This is a genomic window from Legionella yabuuchiae (assembly GCF_900640115.1).
GTDB lineage: Bacteria > Pseudomonadota > Gammaproteobacteria > Legionellales > Legionellaceae > Legionella_A > Legionella_A yabuuchiae.
Map to the genome: position 1 here is coordinate 23036 of NZ_CAAAIW010000008.1, position 15079 is coordinate 38114.

Genomic DNA, 15079 nt, shown 5'->3' on the forward strand with positions numbered 1-15079 from the left:
TTTCAACAATCACAAGCATACAAGGAAAGAAATATTGTTGGGCGTTTTTTTCAGAAGATTAAGCGTTTTAGAAGGATTGCTACAAGGTATGATAAAACAGCCAGGATGAGCCACACTGGCGTGAAGTTTGTGAGTATATTATTAGGTAACTTCGGGGACGTTACCTAGCCAGTATATACTGGCTATCGGTATGAACACACGGTTTAGCCGCTAATAGGAAGCGATATCAATGGTCTTCATCTTATGGGTAATCTTTTTATCATTGCGTAAGACGGTTAAAGTAATTTCATCTCCTACTTTAATTTTGCTTAACAGGTTATAAAGCGTATCGTAATTACCAACAGACTGCCCATTTAAGCCAATAATGATATCTCCTAGATGAATACGACCAAAACTATCGCGATAAGTTCCTTTCAAGCCAGCCGCAGCAGCAGGAGTTTTGGGCAAAACCTCCGAAATTAGTATGCCTTTCTTAACGCCGAGTTTAGCAGCAGTATTTGGTTCAACACGCTGAATGCCTATGCCCGCAAGCTTTACGCGTCCATGTTCAATGATTTGGGTCACCAATCGGGAAATATCATCAGCAGGCACTGCAAAACCAACACCAGAAGACGAGCCTGACTGTGAGTAAATCAGTGTATTTAATCCAATAAGTCGACCCGCACTATCAAGTAGCGGTCCTCCAGAATTACCAGGATTAATCGATGCATCTGTTTGGATCATTTCTCGTATAGTAACACCCCCGATACCAGGAACTTGACGTCCTAACGCAGAAATCACTCCAGTCGTTAAACTATGATCTAGACCAAATGGGTTTCCAATGGCAATAGTTTTTTGCCCCACTAAAAGATGATCAGTGTGAGCAATCTCAAAAGGTTGAACAGACCTGACAAGATCCAATGCTTTTCTGGATTCTAACATCAAAACTGCAATATCTTTACGTGGCTCTGCACCAACGACTTTTGCTGAAAAAGTATGATTACCAATACTGACGGCTAAATTATCCGCACCCGCAATGACGTGAAAATTAGTGACGACATGTCCTTTGTTGTCCCAAATAATTCCTGATCCTGCGCCAGATGGAATATGAAGAAGCTCAGCCGCACCATTAACCACAGTTTTAATCCGATGAACATAAATCACTTTAGGTGAAGCTTTCTGAAATACTTCAATAGTATTTCGCTCATCGGGCAATAAGTGATCCAGTTGATTAGCAAACCCAGGGTGTATAAATACAAGAAAAGTAAATATAACCACAATACGAAATAAATTGTTCATGTTTTCCCCCTAATGAAACCGAATGAAGAGTTTGGGAATATCCCGTTAATGCTTGTATAACTAACACCTCTTTGGAGTATTAGGCTCAGAACGGTATGCAAGACAAAGGATAATAAAAAAATATTATGCTTGATTGATGCGCAATTAGTCAATTAAAAGAGTAAGATATCTGAGTAGCTGAGATGATTGGGTATATTTTAATTTATCGAATTTCAACTATACTTTTTATAAATTAATGATATACGTCCGCACAATGATGTAAGCGATTTCAAGAATAAGCAAGGTAAATTACAAGGAGTATGGACATGTGGGAAGAAGCAAAGGATAAACTGTATCTACAAATTCTCAACTCTGTTTCTGATAGTGTCTATTGGATTGACAATCTTTGCAACCTAAAAGGCTATAACCTCAGCTTTATTAAGCTTTTGGGCATTGATCCCGGTTCTATCAGTGAATTGAAAGGAACACCATATGACCAAATGCTCAAGTTTACTTCTTGGAACAAGAAAAGCATTGAGTCGATGCGTTTAGATGATATGAAAGTCATTTTTTCTAAGCAAGAACAAATGAATGTGGAAGAAAGTATAGTTAATGGGGAAGGTAAAACGATTTATTTCTGTGTACGGCGTGTACCACTGTTTGATGATTATCAAGAAATTAAGGGCTTAGTTGTGGTATTGACCGACATCACCGAACAAATGACTTTACGAAAAAAAGTATTACAGAACGAAGAAATACCTACTAAAAAGCTCCCCAAGAAAATCACCCACCCTAATATTTTATTGGTCGAAGATGATCGCGTCGCCCAGACAGTAGAAAAATCCCTGTTCAGTTCAATCTATTGTAATGTAGATGTAGCAGCAACAGAAGATAAAGTAATCGAACTGTTTAAACCTGGCAAGTATGACATGGTGCTAATGGATATTAGTCTAGAAGAAACATCGGGTTATATGATTGCTAAAAAAGTTCGCGACATGGAAAATAAATCAAACTACCACATTCCTATCATTGCTTTAACATCACACAAAGCGGCTGTCGTTAAAGAAGACTGCAAGACCTATTTTATGGATGGGGTATTAAGCAAGCCTATTAGCGCCAAACAAGCAGAACAGCTCATCAAGCGCTATATTCACCGAGAAGAAATTCAAGTAAATGGACTTGAACCAACGTCTGAGGAGTGACTGCATAGATTAAGAGAACAGGATTTACCCGAGATCGTTCAAAATGCGTGTTTTTAGACGCCTTTATTTTTCGTCCTACCGCATTTTGAACGATCTCGGGTATACATTAAGCTGGCTCAGTAGTATACGATTGTTCATCATAATCCGGCTCAGCTTCTGGCTCATAATATGAATGATGAGAACCACCTAAATCCGAATCATTTCCGTTAATTTCTCTTTCTGTGTTTCTAACATCCGTACGAGCAGATCGCTCCTCTTCGAAACGTGTGGGAGAAATATTGGAGCTAAGATTAAAAAACTGCAAGAGCATTTGAAAAGGTACCGTAATTAACTTAAACGCTTCTGAACCTGACTCAATCGATTTCACAGTTACTCGCTCAGAATTTTGATTGTGTCGGATATAGATTTTTTCTAATAAGCCAGTATGTCGCTTATAGATATCATCTAATTTCGTATTGCGTTCTTTTTCCTGCTCCAACAAATAGTCTTGCAGATCCTTATGAGTATCCCAAAAGGTTGCACGACGAGCTTGCAACTGACTTAATTGCTCGTCGTAGAACTCTATTTCACGGTCTATTTCCTGTCTTAATCGATCACAGACTAATTTACGCTCAACAGCATTCTCACCGACGACTAATGCACTCGATTCTTTAAGGGTCATTTCTGAATATCTTTGAATTAAAAGAAATTTTTTATTCAAAATATCTTCAATCTTTTGATCCAGATATTGAATGTCATCCTTATTCGAATCAAGCACTTTATAATGCGAGTTAAAGCGCTTGTTGCTTTCCATTTGCTTACGCAATCGTTCAAGCTCAGCGGCTTCCTGATCCAATGCCCGTTGTTGCGCTTTATCATTCAAATGTTTGTCGCGGCTGAGTAACAGTTGTCTTACAAACACTGAAAGCGTAGTAACTACCCCGAAAATAACAGTACTGATGATTGCGATCGTGACAGGTTCCATAAACCGCCCTCCTTAATGCAAATGAACCAACTGAGTATGTAATTCAACGGCAAAATAACGGCTAAAATCTTGATAATTTTTAACTTCGGGCCAAATTTCTGTTTCATCACACATACGATGCATTTCTGCTTTATACATGGGCTGATAATAATGCTTTATAAAGGGCTTAACTTCCGTTAATTGATTAAAGTTTTTAATCACCACGGTAGCATTTTCAGAAATTTGGGTGAGATTGACCGTATTTAAAATGGTAGTCAAATCCGTTTGTTGTTGAACAGCAGACTTCATCCATTTTAGTAATACCGCACGAGGCTTGATGCAAACCAATTGGTGCCCATCCTGCAACGATGGTTCCATTAATACTATTTGCGAGTGAAGCTCAAATTTAAAACAACAGAGAAAATCCAGAAAACTGCCTTCGATATCATTGCGGGCATCGTCACCTAACCAACGTGATATTTCATGCCTAAACATGGCTGGAAAATGCTTTTCAATCTCATCTAGCATCTCTTCCTCATCGTCATGTTTTGGCAGGGTGTACGCAGTGGTATCCGTTTGAAGCAAACTAAGATCAGGAATTTCTACCCCAGGTAATTGGGCAGCTAGAAAAGAACGAAAAACCGATGTTGGTTTTAATATTACGACTTCCCATTGACTTTGTTGCATAATGCTCTCCTTAAAATATTGTCTCATCCTGAGTACAACGTGAAAAGCTAATTTTAGTTACATCTTTTCTCGGGGAAGACTATCAGCTTACCACTTTATTATTTATATTTGCAATATATTTTTGTACGCAGATTCAATTGATTAAGAACTAGTCTGACGCTATCCTATACTCAATTTTGTTATATACCTGTGATCGTTCAAAATGCGTGATTTATGCTTGTTCTTTTTCGCCTGTCGCATTTTAAAACACCCACAAGGGAATGAGCCATTACTCGCTTTTTAAAATGCGGCAGGACATACAATAAAAGCGCCTAAAAACACGCATTTTGTACGATCGCGGGTATAGGATCAAATTATCCTTTCATAACGCTTGGTTGATATTTATGAATGCTTTAAAAAAAATAGTTTTAATATTCGTTACTGCCCTTTTTATTCTAGCGGTTGGGATTTGGCTATTCATCAAAAGCCTTGAACCCGATTGGATTAAAACTTATATAGCAAAACAAATTACAACCATCACAGGACTACCGAGTGATATCAAAGGCAGTATAACCTGGCAAATTTTACCTACCCCAGGACTTAAGGTTCATCAAATTCAAGTGGGTAGCGCGGAAAGTGAAAAAAAACTCAACCTTGAGATTAAAGAACTGGTTCTTAAACTTCAACTTGAACCTCTATTGCACGGTCGATTGACTTTTAGTGAAATCTCAATCGATGGGTTGAATGCCGTTATCAATCCTAACGCGCCAGCCCCCGCAATCATTAAAACTGAGTATAAAACAAAAAAAGAACCTAAAATTACCCCTTCACGAGTAACCTTCGCCATTGATAATTTTCGCCTAACCGATGGTCATATTAAATTTATGCAGGATAATGCTCAATATAAACTCAATGATGTACACATATCATTGTCTCAGTTAAATCTGGAAAATAAATATTTTCCTCTGCAACTAAAATCTAATTTGGCGATAAGCTTGCCAGGTCATTCTGGCCATGCAACCCTAAACTATACAGGTAAAATTAAATTATCCGATAAGATTTTTTATTTAGCGCCAAACAACTTAAGTGCCTTAAATAGTATCGGCCATCTAACCCTTACGGATGTTCAGTTTGATCAGTTCAAAATTGAGAAAATCACAGCAGATACCGACATTCAAAACAATAACATCCAATTCGATCCGATTAAAATTAATCTTTATGATGGTGAATCGATTGGGAATGCATCCTATCGACTAGATACCCAAGCCATCACTGTTAATCAAACAGCAACCAATCTTAATCTCGAAACGTTTATTCAAGACCTCGTGGATAAAAAATTAATTGTCGGAAAACTCGATTTTACCACCCACGGCACTGCTCGCTTGAAAGAACAGAACGGATTAAATTCTTTACGAGTCAATGGCACTGCCTCAATTAAAGATGGGAAGTTATTATTCGTTGATATTCAAGCTCTGGTCAATGAGTTGCTTAACCGGTTTCAAATGTTATTAAACAACAGCACCATTGATCCGCAAACCCTTTCTGAACTTGCCAATTTAAATCCTGAAGATTTTCAGAAAGGCATAACTAAGTTTACTGCTTTAAATGTTACCTATGATATTCCCCAACCGATGCTTCTGAATAATTCTTTGGTGCTACAAACTCGCCAATTTGAACTATCTGGCCAAGGTTCTATCAATCTACAACAACAGAGTATTAATAATCATTTAAATTTAAAACTGTCATCAAATCATGAAAACGCAGCCAAGATAAACGATATTTTTGTTGATGGTATTCCTCTTAGATTAAAAGGCAGTCTTAAGCAGCCACTGGTCTACCCTGATGTTAAGCAAATTAGCGCACTTCTCACAAAGCATTATTTGAAAAAGACGCTTAATAAGCCAATTAAGCAACTAAAAGAGGAAGTAAAAGGATTTTTTGATACGCTATAGCATGAACACATCAGAAATCACAAAGCAATTCACTCTACCCCTCTTACAATGGTATCAGCGACATGGTCGCAAAGAACTACCTTGGAAATCTGCCGATCCATACCCTGTTTGGATCTCCGAAATTATGTTGCAACAGACTCAAGTAAAAACGGTCATTCCTTTTTTTAACCGATTCATGTCCCGTTTCCCAAATTTAGAAACGCTCGCTAATGCCGCCATTGATGACGTATTAGCATTCTGGTCCGGTCTTGGATATTACAATCGCGCGCGAAATATTCACAAAGCCGCTCAAATTCTATACTTTGAGCACCAAGGTCTATTTTCAGATGATCCAAACGAATTAACGAAACTTCCAGGAATTGGGCAGTCCACAGCCGCCGCGATCACCTCCTTAGTATTTAATCAGCCTACCCCTATACTGGATGGCAATGTAAAACGTGTCTTATGCCGTTTTTTTCTAATACCAGGCTCCCCTGATGAAACGTTAGTTAATAAACAACTCTGGGAGCTAGCGGCGCAATGCATGAGCCAACGCCATTGTGCGGAATATACACAAGCCATCATGGATTTAGGAGCAACGTGTTGCACCATTAAAGCCCCTCAATGCACACAATGCCCTCTACAAAGCTCATGTCGAGCGTTTAGTGTAAATGAGGTTTTAAGCTACCCTCATAAAAAAACCAAAAAGGCCAAACCACTTAAATCTCAGCAGTTTTTACTGCTGTTTAACAAGCATGAGCGTATTTATCTCGAGAAAAATTTTTCTGAAGGCTTATGGGGCGGTCTTTGGTGCATGCCAGCGATTGACAGTGAGCTACCCCCCGAGAGATATCTTGCGGAGAAATATAATTTAGAGGTAATGCAAAGAATTCCCTTGAAGGCATTTAAGCACACATTTAGCCATTTTAACCTTCGAATACAACCAATAGTCTTTTTAATAACTCCTGGGAATGGTGAATCTATTCTAGAGGCACAAGGGAGATGGTGGGATTTAAACGAAGCAAAAGCATTAGGAATTGCTAAACCTACACGTCAAATAATTGAGACATTCCAAGAGTTACTCATTAAAAAATCATTGCCGTATGCGTGATTAACTGGTTAACATTTTCATGGCGGCTATAGCATCAGGTTGTCCGGATTTAGCAGCGCATTTGATCCAAAATAAAGCTTTTTTTCGATCCTCTATTACGCCTTGCCCATAGAAATACATATAACCCACAGCATATTGTGCATCGGGATTGCCCTTTTCCGCCTCGGGTTTAAGTCGAATAAAGGCGGTGCGATAATCTTGAACTTGAAAGCTGCGAATGCCTTCTTGTAAATTCATTGTTGTGAATGAACACCCGGATAATAGTAAAACACAGTTCATCGCTAACATGATAAGGCGTTTTGATAACATGTTGTTTAGTCCCCAATTAAAGGCTTAGCTATGGGTGCAAAGATTAATTCATTTTTTGGTAAACTTAAACTCTCTAATGAACCATTGCGCGAGACAAGTACTCCATGTGGTGTAATCCGCTTAATAATTCCTCCGCCAGGTAAATGATCACCTACTCGATAAACATTTTCTTGTCCATTAGCCGAGCGAATAATAACCTGTGAATACTTTTCATCTTCTGAATAGACAACCCCAACCATGGTTAAATTTAACCTGGATTGTTTGATATTGGATCCTTCCAAATGTTCAGGTACATAATCTCCAAAAAGAGAAACGTTAGGTATCTGTTGATGAGTTGGTAATTGCGCCGTCTTCGGTGGTGTTGGAAGTGCTACTGATCCTTCTGCCCGATAAAGTGCAATTAATGACATAATTCCATCCACAACGACCCAAAGTACAAACATTGCCAAAATGATAAAAGCAAGTTTGGGGACCGTAGGTTTTTGTATGGCATTTTTCAAATCTGGATACACCCCTCCCCCTTAGATCTCAAAACAATAATTTTGAACAAGAAACATGATTGGGATCGTATTTCTCTTTTGGTTGTTGTTCGCTCAGCACCGGCATGACCAAAAATGGTTCATCCAATAATCCGAGTTTAAATCTAAACAAAACCAACCGGAAATGTAACGTTTACAGCCTAAAGTCGTAAGTCGTCAATTTTTAATAAGGCTAAATTGGCTTTCCAACAAACATCGAACCACGTAACCTTCCTACCAAGGAAGCATATGCTCCCTGACCCAGAGTCTTTCATTCCATACAATTTTTGTCATGACGACAAATATATAATGATAGCTCAAGGACCTGCTCAAGCCTAGCGGCATTTAGTCTGCATGTAAATTGGGGTAGTTCATTAAAAACTCCTCAACCAAATCTGGCTTGCAGGGAGGACTGAAATAATAACCTTGTGCACTATCACAACCATATGTGAGAACAAAATTTTTTTCAAATTCATTCTCTACGCCCTCGGCAAGAACTTCGAGAGCTAAGCTATGCCCCAAGTTGATGATGGCTTTTACAATGGCCGCATCATTTTTATTCGATACCATCTCTTGCACAAATGATTTATCAATTTTCAACTTATCAAGTGGGAACTGCTTTAAGTACGATAAACTAGAATAGCCTGTTCCAAAATCATCGATTGCTAACTTAACTCCAAGCGCCTTCAACTCATGCATCAGTTCCACACCGTTATCAATATTCTCTACCAGCAGGGTTTCAGTCAGTTCAAGCTCTAGGCATTCAGGCTTTAATCCTGTTTTTTTAAGGGTTTCTCGCACAAATTGTGGTAATTTTGATTGATGTAACTGCCTGCCTGAAATATTAACAGCTATGGTGAGATCTTTATATCCCTTCTTATGCCAGCATATAGCTTGTTTGCAAGCCTGTTCAATCACCCATTCTCCAATCTCAATGATCAAACCATTTTCTTCCGCAACCGGAATAAAATTCATTGGCGAAACATGACCAAGCAACGGTGTACACCAACGCAATAAAGCCTCAAGTCCAATCACGCGTTTACGTTTTAGATCGATTAGAGGCTGATATAAAAGATAAAATTCATTATTTTTCAATGCGGTTCTAAGCGCATTATCAATTTGTGTGTAGTTAATGACCTGATGATTCATCTTGGTTTCAAAGATACGGTAAGTATTACGACCACTATCTTTTGCGTGATACATTGATAAATCAGCATTTTTCATCAACGTTTCATAATCTTCCCCATCCCTCGGATAAAAACTAATTCCAATGCTTGCGGAAATTTTTAAATAATGTTGATCTATCTCGATAGGTTTCTGAATCAGCTTAAGCAGTTTTTGTGCTAAGATTTCTGCATCATTGTACTGTTCTAGATTTGGAAGAAGTATCACAAACTCATCGCCACCAAATCTCGCTACGGTATCAAAATCATTGGTGGCTACTAAGAGTTTATTGGCAATAAATTGCAGAAGTTTGTCGCCAATACTGTGCCCCAAGGTATCATTCGTCATTTTAAAACGATCCAGATCTAAACAAAGAAAGGCTACTTTGGTGTTATTCTTTTTCCCCTGTAAGATGGCCTGCTCTACACGATCCATGAGCAACACGCGATTTGGAAGCCCAGTTAAGGAGTCATGGGTCGCTTGCCTTAATAGTTGCTCCTCCATTGCTTTTCGTTGAGTAACTTCGTTGAAAATAAAGACAAAGTGCTTTACGGTATTAAAGGAGTTTTTAACCGGCGCCACGCTCAATTCACACCAAAACAATTCACCTGTTTTTCGTTGCAATTGAACTTCAACGGTTTCTTCTCGCTCTTCTCGAATCCCAAGATCAATTCGTTTTTTATTTGCTTGGTCTATAAGCTCTGGGTATATCATAGCAATAGACTGACCTAAAATATCTTCTTCTTTAAAACCAGTTGTTCGCTCAAATGGTGAATTTATATAAACAACTGGCATGCCCTCCTTGCTTAAGTCAATAATAGCTATTCCTTGAGTACTGGCCTCAATTGCTCCTTCTCTGATTCGTAACTCATCATCAGCAAGGCGTCTGGCTGTTACATCTCTAAAGCTATAAACTCTTCCGACAATCTCCTCTCCAATTCGTTGTGGTTGGGTATAGCGCTCGAAGATTCGACCGTCCCTGAAATGTAATTCAGGCAGATCCCCTTGCCACTCAGGGTGGCAATATAATAATTTTGCATCTGAAATTATTTTTCCAGGCTCCATTAATTGTTCTAAGATGTAATCAAAGCTTAAGTTTTCAGGCCCAGCCTCCATTAAATGGGTCGGTATCCGCCACATTTCAACAAATTTTTGGTTCCAATCCACCACTTGCCCTTTATTGTTGACCATCATAATGCCATCGGCAGTGCACTCCAGTGTCGCTCGTATGAGGGATAAGGATTTCTCAAGCTCGTTATTTACATTAGAATTTAAAGTGTCAGTGGCAATATTATCGGTTAGAGGTGTATACGATGTTCGTTGGAATTCAGGTTGGGTGTGATACCATTTTTCAAGTAACGTCGATAATTCAGGGGTTGCGGTAACTAATCCTAATTCTTCACAAAGCTCTATTACAGAAGGTTCTATACCCTCGTTTTTCAACTTTGAAGCGGCTTGGCATACTTTTTTATAATCTACCTGTTGCCTACCCATGAATCCCTCTCTAGAATGGCACTCCATTAATGTTAACGGCTAACCAGTAAAAACACTTTAATATTGTTCATTTTGCTTATATTTTGACGCTCAATATATTAATTTTAACAATCAAGTAAGGTTTCATTTATTCTTTCCAGGATAGAATCCACAATACAGGAGTAACCATGAATCAAAAAAAATTCGAAACCAGAGCCATTCATGCTGGTCAGTCTCCCGACCCTGCAACCGGTGCAGTTATGACACCAATTTATGCCACCTCGACTTATGCACAGTCCGCTCCAGGCATCCATCAGGGGTATGAATATTCTCGTACACATAACCCCACTCGCAAAGCTTATGAGGCCTGCCTTGCCAGTCTGGAATCAGGACAATATGGATTTGCGTTTGCCACCGGTATGGCCGCTATTAACTCAGTGATTGATATGCTTGATGCAGGAGATCATATCATTGCGACGGATGATTTATATGGAGGCACGTTTCGTCTGTTTGATAAAGTAAAAACTCGAACCAATCAATTAAGCTTTTCTTTTGTAGATATGCAAGAGACAAAACACATTGAAAACGCTATTCGTCCTAACACCAAGTTAATTTGGGTAGAAACCCCCTCGAACCCTATGCTAAAGCTAGCAAATTTACGAGAAATTGCGGCAATAGCCAAACGCCATAAACTCATTAGCGTAGTCGATAATACCTTTGCTACGCCTTGGCTTCAAAGACCGCTTGAACTAGGATTTGATCTAGTTGTGCATTCGGCAACGAAATACTTAAATGGCCACTCCGACGTTGTTAACGGAGCAGTAGTTATTGGCGATAACTCTGAGCTTGCTGAAAGACTGGCTTTTCTACAAAACTCATGTGGTGGTGTATGTGGGCCGTTCGACAGTTTTCTGGTGTTAAGAAGTTTAAAAACGTTACCTTTGCGAATGCAACGCCATTGTGAAAATGCATGCGCGCTTGCAGAATGGCTTGAACAACATCCTAAAGTTTCAAAGGTCATTTATCCAGGCCTTTCAAGTCATCCCCAACATCAATTAGCCCAAGAGCAAATGAGTGATTATGGCGGCATGATTTCTCTGGTACTGAATGGTGACCTTGAATACGCCAAGCGATTTTTATCGCGCTGCGAAGTCTTTACCCTGGCGGAAAGCTTAGGCGGCGTTGAAAGTCTTATCGAGCATCCCGCCATCATGACCCATGCATCAATCCCTCCTGAAAACCGGAAGAAACTTGGAATTGTAGATGGATTTATTCGACTCTCAGTAGGAATAGAACATATCGATGATCTGAAATCAGATTTGAACTATGCTTTAACCTAAATCCCCGCCCTACCCTACCTGACCTGACTTGTTCAGACCAGGTAGGGGTGCTCGAATTAATTGGGAATAGCATTTGTTAGCGATGAGAATAAAACTCCAAATACCACTTTACAAATTCGGATACACCCTCATGGATGCCTACTTTCGGCAAATAACCTAAATCGATTTGCAAAGCACTTGTGTCAGCATGGGTGGATACGACATCCCCTTTTTGCATGGGCATAAACTCTTTAATGGCTTCTTTACCCGTTGCGGTTTCAATGGCTTGAATATAATCCATTAAATTTACAGGATTACCGTTACCAATATTATAAATTCGATAGGGTGCATGGCTGGAGGATGGATCCGGTTGCATGGCGGTCCAAGCTTCGTCAGGCTCAGGAATTTTATCAATAGCACGAGAGAGGCCCATCACTATATCGTCTATATATGTGAAGTCACGTTGCATTTGCCCATGGTTGAAAATTTTAATGGGATTACCCTGAAGAATATCTCGTGTAAAACTAAAAAATGCCATATCCGGTCTTCCCCACGGCCCATAAACAGTAAAAAACCGTAAGCCAGTGGTTGGCAACTGATATAAATGTGAATAAGAATGTGCAATTAGCTCATTTGCTTTTTTTGAAGCGGCATATATGGTCAGAGGATGCGCCGTACCATCTTTTTCACGATAAGGTTGTGATCCATTCGCCCCATACACGGAGCTGGTAGAAGCATACACCAAATGTTCTACGTCATTGTGGCGGCAAGCTTCGATAATGTTCGTAAAGCCAACAACATTTGATTGAATGTAAGCATGAGGGTTTTGAAGCGAGTATCGTACGCCAGCTTGGGCGGCTAAGTTGACTACACGTACAGGTTTATGAGCCTTAAAAACTTGGGTTACTTGTTCCAAATTACAAATGTCGCTCTCATAAAAGTGAAACGATGGATAAGATTGCAGTAATTCCAATCGGGCCTGCTTTAGGCGCACGTCGTAATAATCATTTAGATTATCCACCCCAATGACCTGATCGCCCTGTTCTAAACGTGCTTTAGCAAGATGATAACCTATAAATCCTACACAACCCGTGATTAACAATCGCATAACATGGCCTAAAGTTAAGAATCAGGGAAGTATACTCCCTCTATGAATTGCTGCAAACCATCATGACGATTGTTACAAAAAACGCTATACTGGAATTTTTTTATTGCTAAAAAAGGATCGGAATGAGTCACTTGCAGCAAATCATCGAAGCAATTTTCGAAGAGCGCCAAACCATTACGCCACACTCTGCTACTAAAGAATTAAGCGATGCCGTTGCAGAAGTTTTAAACGGGTTAAATTCAGGACAATATCGTGTTGCAGAAAAAGAAGGGAACCAATGGGTTGTTCATCAATGGTTAAAAAAAGCCGTTTTACTTTCTTTTCGAATCAATCCAAATGAAGTCATCGAAGGAGGTTTTTGCCAATTTTATGACAAAGTTCCTCTAAAGTTTAATCACCTAAATCGCAATGACTTTCAAGACATGGGGGTTCGAATTGTTCCCCATGCCATCGTTCGCCATGGAGCTTTCGTAGGGCGAAATTCAGTTTTAATGCCTTCTTATGTCAATATCGGAGCTTACATCGATGAGAACGTAATGGTGGATACTTGGGCGACGGTTGGATCTTGTGCGCAAATCGGTAAAAATGTTCATTTATCAGGCGGTGCCGGAATTGGAGGTGTACTTGAGCCTCTGCAAGCGAATCCAACCATTATCGAAGACGATTGTTTTATTGGCGCCCGTTCAGAGGTCGTTGAAGGTGTGATTGTGGAACGAGGTTCAGTTCTATCAATGGGGGTATATCTTGGCCAAAGCACGAAAATCTATAATCGTTTAACCGGTGAAATCACGTATGGGCGCATCCCAAGAGGTTCTGTCGTTGTGCCTGGAAATTTACCGAGTGAAGATGGCAGCCACAGCCTATATTGTGCGGTAATTGTTAAGCAAGTGGATGAAAAAACTCGTGCTAAGGTCAGCATCAACGAGTTATTACGGGATATTCCATCATGAGCGATGTGCAGCGCTTGCTCGCAACCCTAGTGCAATTTGAATCTGTGACTCCCTTTGATGATGGGTGCCAGCAATTTATGATGGATTACTTGCATGAACTTGGTTTTACCTGCACCCCATTAAATAATAATCCAGTATCCAACTTTTACGCGCAAATTGGCGAAGAGAAGCCGTGCTTGCTCTTTGCCGGCCATACAGATGTCGTTGCTGTAGGAGAATTAAACAAATGGGAAACAAACCCGTTTGAACTGGTTGAAAAAAATGGTTTTTTATACGGTCGCGGTACGGCTGATATGAAAGGCAGTCTCGCTGCAATGTTACTCGCAGCAAAACAATTTCTTAAAGCACATTCTGAATTTAAAGGTTCGCTGGGCTTTTTAATCACCAGTGGTGAGGAAGGTGACGACTTTGAATTGGGTACTCCGCATGTCATGCAAGTCTTAGCACAAAAAAATATCATTCCAGAGTTTTGTATTGTTGGAGAGCCATCAAGTGCTGAATACGTTGGCGATGTTGTTAAAATTGGACGGAGGGGGTCATTAACAGGAAGAATGGTCTTGCATGGCAAACAAGGACATGTGGCGTATCCGCATTTGGCTGAAAATCCAATTCACACTTTAAGTCCAGCTTTAGCAGAATTAATTGGCATAGAGTGGGATCAAGGTAATGATTTTTTTCCACCCACCACACTGCAAGTCACACACATCGAAGCAGGAGGAAAAGGTTCTAATATCATCCCAGGAGAACTACGCTTACAATGTAATTTCCGATTTTCAACTGAAAACACAGCGAAGTCTCTGATCAAAAAGGTAGAAGAATGCTTTAATCGCCATCATCTTGCTCCTGAGATTAGATGGCAGCTAAATGGAAAGCCTTTCTTAACCGGTCAAGGAAAACTTGTAAATGCTACCGTCCGTGCGATCCGTACAATCACGCAGTTAGATACCCAATTATCCACCAGCGGTGGAACATCAGATGCTCGTTTTATCGCGCCTTATGGCGTAGAAGTGCTGGAATTGGGCCCTGTGAATGCAACCATCCATCAGGTCAATGAGTGTGTTTCATTGGCTGATTTAGAAACACTTACAGAGATTTATTATTCCATCTGTGAAGAGCTTCTAACATAGC

Annotated in this window: 13 protein-coding genes; 6 read left to right on the forward strand and 7 right to left on the reverse strand. The window is 39.8% G+C overall.

From position 1 onward, the window contains the following. Positions 1-210 precede the first annotated feature (210 nt). Positions 211-1278, reverse strand: a complete 1068-nt coding sequence (locus E1O47_RS04385; RefSeq protein ID WP_133130055.1) for a S1C family serine protease — start codon at positions 1276-1278, stop codon at positions 211-213. 305 nt (positions 1279-1583) lie between these two features. Here E1O47_RS04385 and E1O47_RS04390 point away from each other — a divergent pair, with 305 nt between their 5' ends. Next, a complete protein-coding gene (locus E1O47_RS04390) occupies positions 1584-2459 on the forward strand; it encodes a response regulator (RefSeq protein WP_242602003.1) in 876 nt (291 codons plus the stop codon). A 106-nt stretch (positions 2460-2565) separates the two neighbouring features. Here E1O47_RS04390 and E1O47_RS04395 read toward each other — a convergent pair whose 3' ends face one another. After that, positions 2566-3423, reverse strand: coding sequence for a hypothetical protein (locus tag E1O47_RS04395; protein ID WP_133130057.1), 858 nt, complete (start codon positions 3421-3423; stop codon positions 2566-2568). A 12-nt stretch (positions 3424-3435) separates the two neighbouring features. After that, positions 3436-4089, reverse strand: coding sequence for a hypothetical protein (locus tag E1O47_RS04400; RefSeq protein WP_133130058.1), 654 nt, complete (start codon positions 4087-4089; stop codon positions 3436-3438). A 383-nt stretch (positions 4090-4472) separates the two neighbouring features. Here E1O47_RS04400 and E1O47_RS04405 point away from each other — a divergent pair, with 383 nt between their 5' ends. After that, positions 4473-6020, forward strand: a complete 1548-nt coding sequence (locus E1O47_RS04405; protein WP_133130059.1) for an AsmA family protein — start codon at positions 4473-4475, stop codon at positions 6018-6020. Between the two features lies 1 nt (position 6021). Further along, positions 6022-7110, forward strand: coding sequence for an A/G-specific adenine glycosylase (gene mutY / locus E1O47_RS04410; RefSeq protein ID WP_133130060.1), 1089 nt, complete (start codon positions 6022-6024; stop codon positions 7108-7110). Here mutY and E1O47_RS04415 read toward each other — a convergent pair whose 3' ends face one another. The 3 genes from E1O47_RS04415 to E1O47_RS04425 all read right to left on the reverse strand — a co-directional run bounded on the left by E1O47_RS04415 (position 7111) and on the right by E1O47_RS04425 (position 10595). Then, the gene (locus E1O47_RS04415; protein ID WP_423202757.1) at positions 7111-7398 is read right to left on the reverse strand and encodes a tetratricopeptide repeat protein; all 288 of its coding nucleotides are present in this window, start codon (positions 7396-7398) and stop codon (positions 7111-7113) included. Positions 7399-7424: 26 nt separating this feature from the next. Beyond that, on the reverse strand, positions 7425-7931 hold the full coding sequence (locus E1O47_RS04420) for a type II secretion system protein N (RefSeq protein ID WP_278025362.1): 507 nt from the start codon (positions 7929-7931) through the stop codon (positions 7425-7427). A gap of 351 nt (positions 7932-8282) precedes the next feature. After that, complete coding sequence (locus E1O47_RS04425) at positions 8283-10595, reverse strand: EAL domain-containing protein (RefSeq protein WP_133130062.1); 2313 nt, start codon at positions 10593-10595, stop codon at positions 8283-8285. Between the two features lie 167 nt (positions 10596-10762). Between E1O47_RS04425 and E1O47_RS04430 the strand changes: the two genes are divergently transcribed. After that, positions 10763-11914, forward strand: a complete 1152-nt coding sequence (locus E1O47_RS04430; protein ID WP_133130063.1) for a cystathionine gamma-synthase — start codon at positions 10763-10765, stop codon at positions 11912-11914. A 76-nt stretch (positions 11915-11990) separates the two neighbouring features. Here the strand turns inward: E1O47_RS04430 and E1O47_RS04435 are convergent, their stop codons facing one another. Further along, positions 11991-13001: an NAD-dependent epimerase gene (locus tag E1O47_RS04435; protein ID WP_133130064.1), complete on the reverse strand. Its 1011-nt coding sequence runs from the start codon at positions 12999-13001 to the stop codon at positions 11991-11993. A gap of 122 nt (positions 13002-13123) precedes the next feature. Here E1O47_RS04435 and dapD point away from each other — a divergent pair, with 122 nt between their 5' ends. Together dapD and dapE are read left to right on the forward strand one after the other, a co-directional pair. Further along, complete coding sequence (gene dapD / locus E1O47_RS04440; protein ID WP_133130065.1) at positions 13124-13951, forward strand: 2,3,4,5-tetrahydropyridine-2,6-dicarboxylate N-succinyltransferase; 828 nt, start codon at positions 13124-13126, stop codon at positions 13949-13951. After that, on the forward strand, positions 13948-15078 hold the full coding sequence (gene dapE / locus E1O47_RS04445) for a succinyl-diaminopimelate desuccinylase (RefSeq protein ID WP_133130066.1): 1131 nt from the start codon (positions 13948-13950) through the stop codon (positions 15076-15078). The genes dapD and dapE overlap by 4 nt, the downstream gene beginning before the upstream one ends. The last annotated feature ends 1 nt before the right edge of the window (position 15079 follow it).

Coding starts and splice junctions, on each gene's coding strand:
- E1O47_RS04385 (WP_133130055.1), bottom strand. CDS start 1,278: ATGAACAATTTATTTCGTATTGTGGTTATATTTACTTTTCTTGTATTT.
- E1O47_RS04390 (WP_242602003.1), top strand. CDS start 1,584: ATGTGGGAAGAAGCAAAGGATAAACTGTATCTACAAATTCTCAACTCT.
- E1O47_RS04395 (WP_133130057.1), bottom strand. CDS start 3,423: ATGGAACCTGTCACGATCGCAATCATCAGTACTGTTATTTTCGGGGTA.
- E1O47_RS04400 (WP_133130058.1), bottom strand. CDS start 4,089: ATGCAACAAAGTCAATGGGAAGTCGTAATATTAAAACCAACATCGGTT.
- E1O47_RS04405 (WP_133130059.1), top strand. CDS start 4,473: ATGAATGCTTTAAAAAAAATAGTTTTAATATTCGTTACTGCCCTTTTT.
- mutY (WP_133130060.1), top strand. CDS start 6,022: ATGAACACATCAGAAATCACAAAGCAATTCACTCTACCCCTCTTACAA.
- E1O47_RS04415 (WP_423202757.1), bottom strand. CDS start 7,398: ATGTTAGCGATGAACTGTGTTTTACTATTATCCGGGTGTTCATTCACA.
- E1O47_RS04425 (WP_133130062.1), bottom strand. CDS start 10,595: ATGGGTAGGCAACAGGTAGATTATAAAAAAGTATGCCAAGCCGCTTCA.
- E1O47_RS04430 (WP_133130063.1), top strand. CDS start 10,763: ATGAATCAAAAAAAATTCGAAACCAGAGCCATTCATGCTGGTCAGTCT.
- E1O47_RS04435 (WP_133130064.1), bottom strand. CDS start 13,001: ATGCGATTGTTAATCACGGGTTGTGTAGGATTTATAGGTTATCATCTT.
- dapD (WP_133130065.1), top strand. CDS start 13,124: ATGAGTCACTTGCAGCAAATCATCGAAGCAATTTTCGAAGAGCGCCAA.
- dapE (WP_133130066.1), top strand. CDS start 13,948: ATGAGCGATGTGCAGCGCTTGCTCGCAACCCTAGTGCAATTTGAATCT.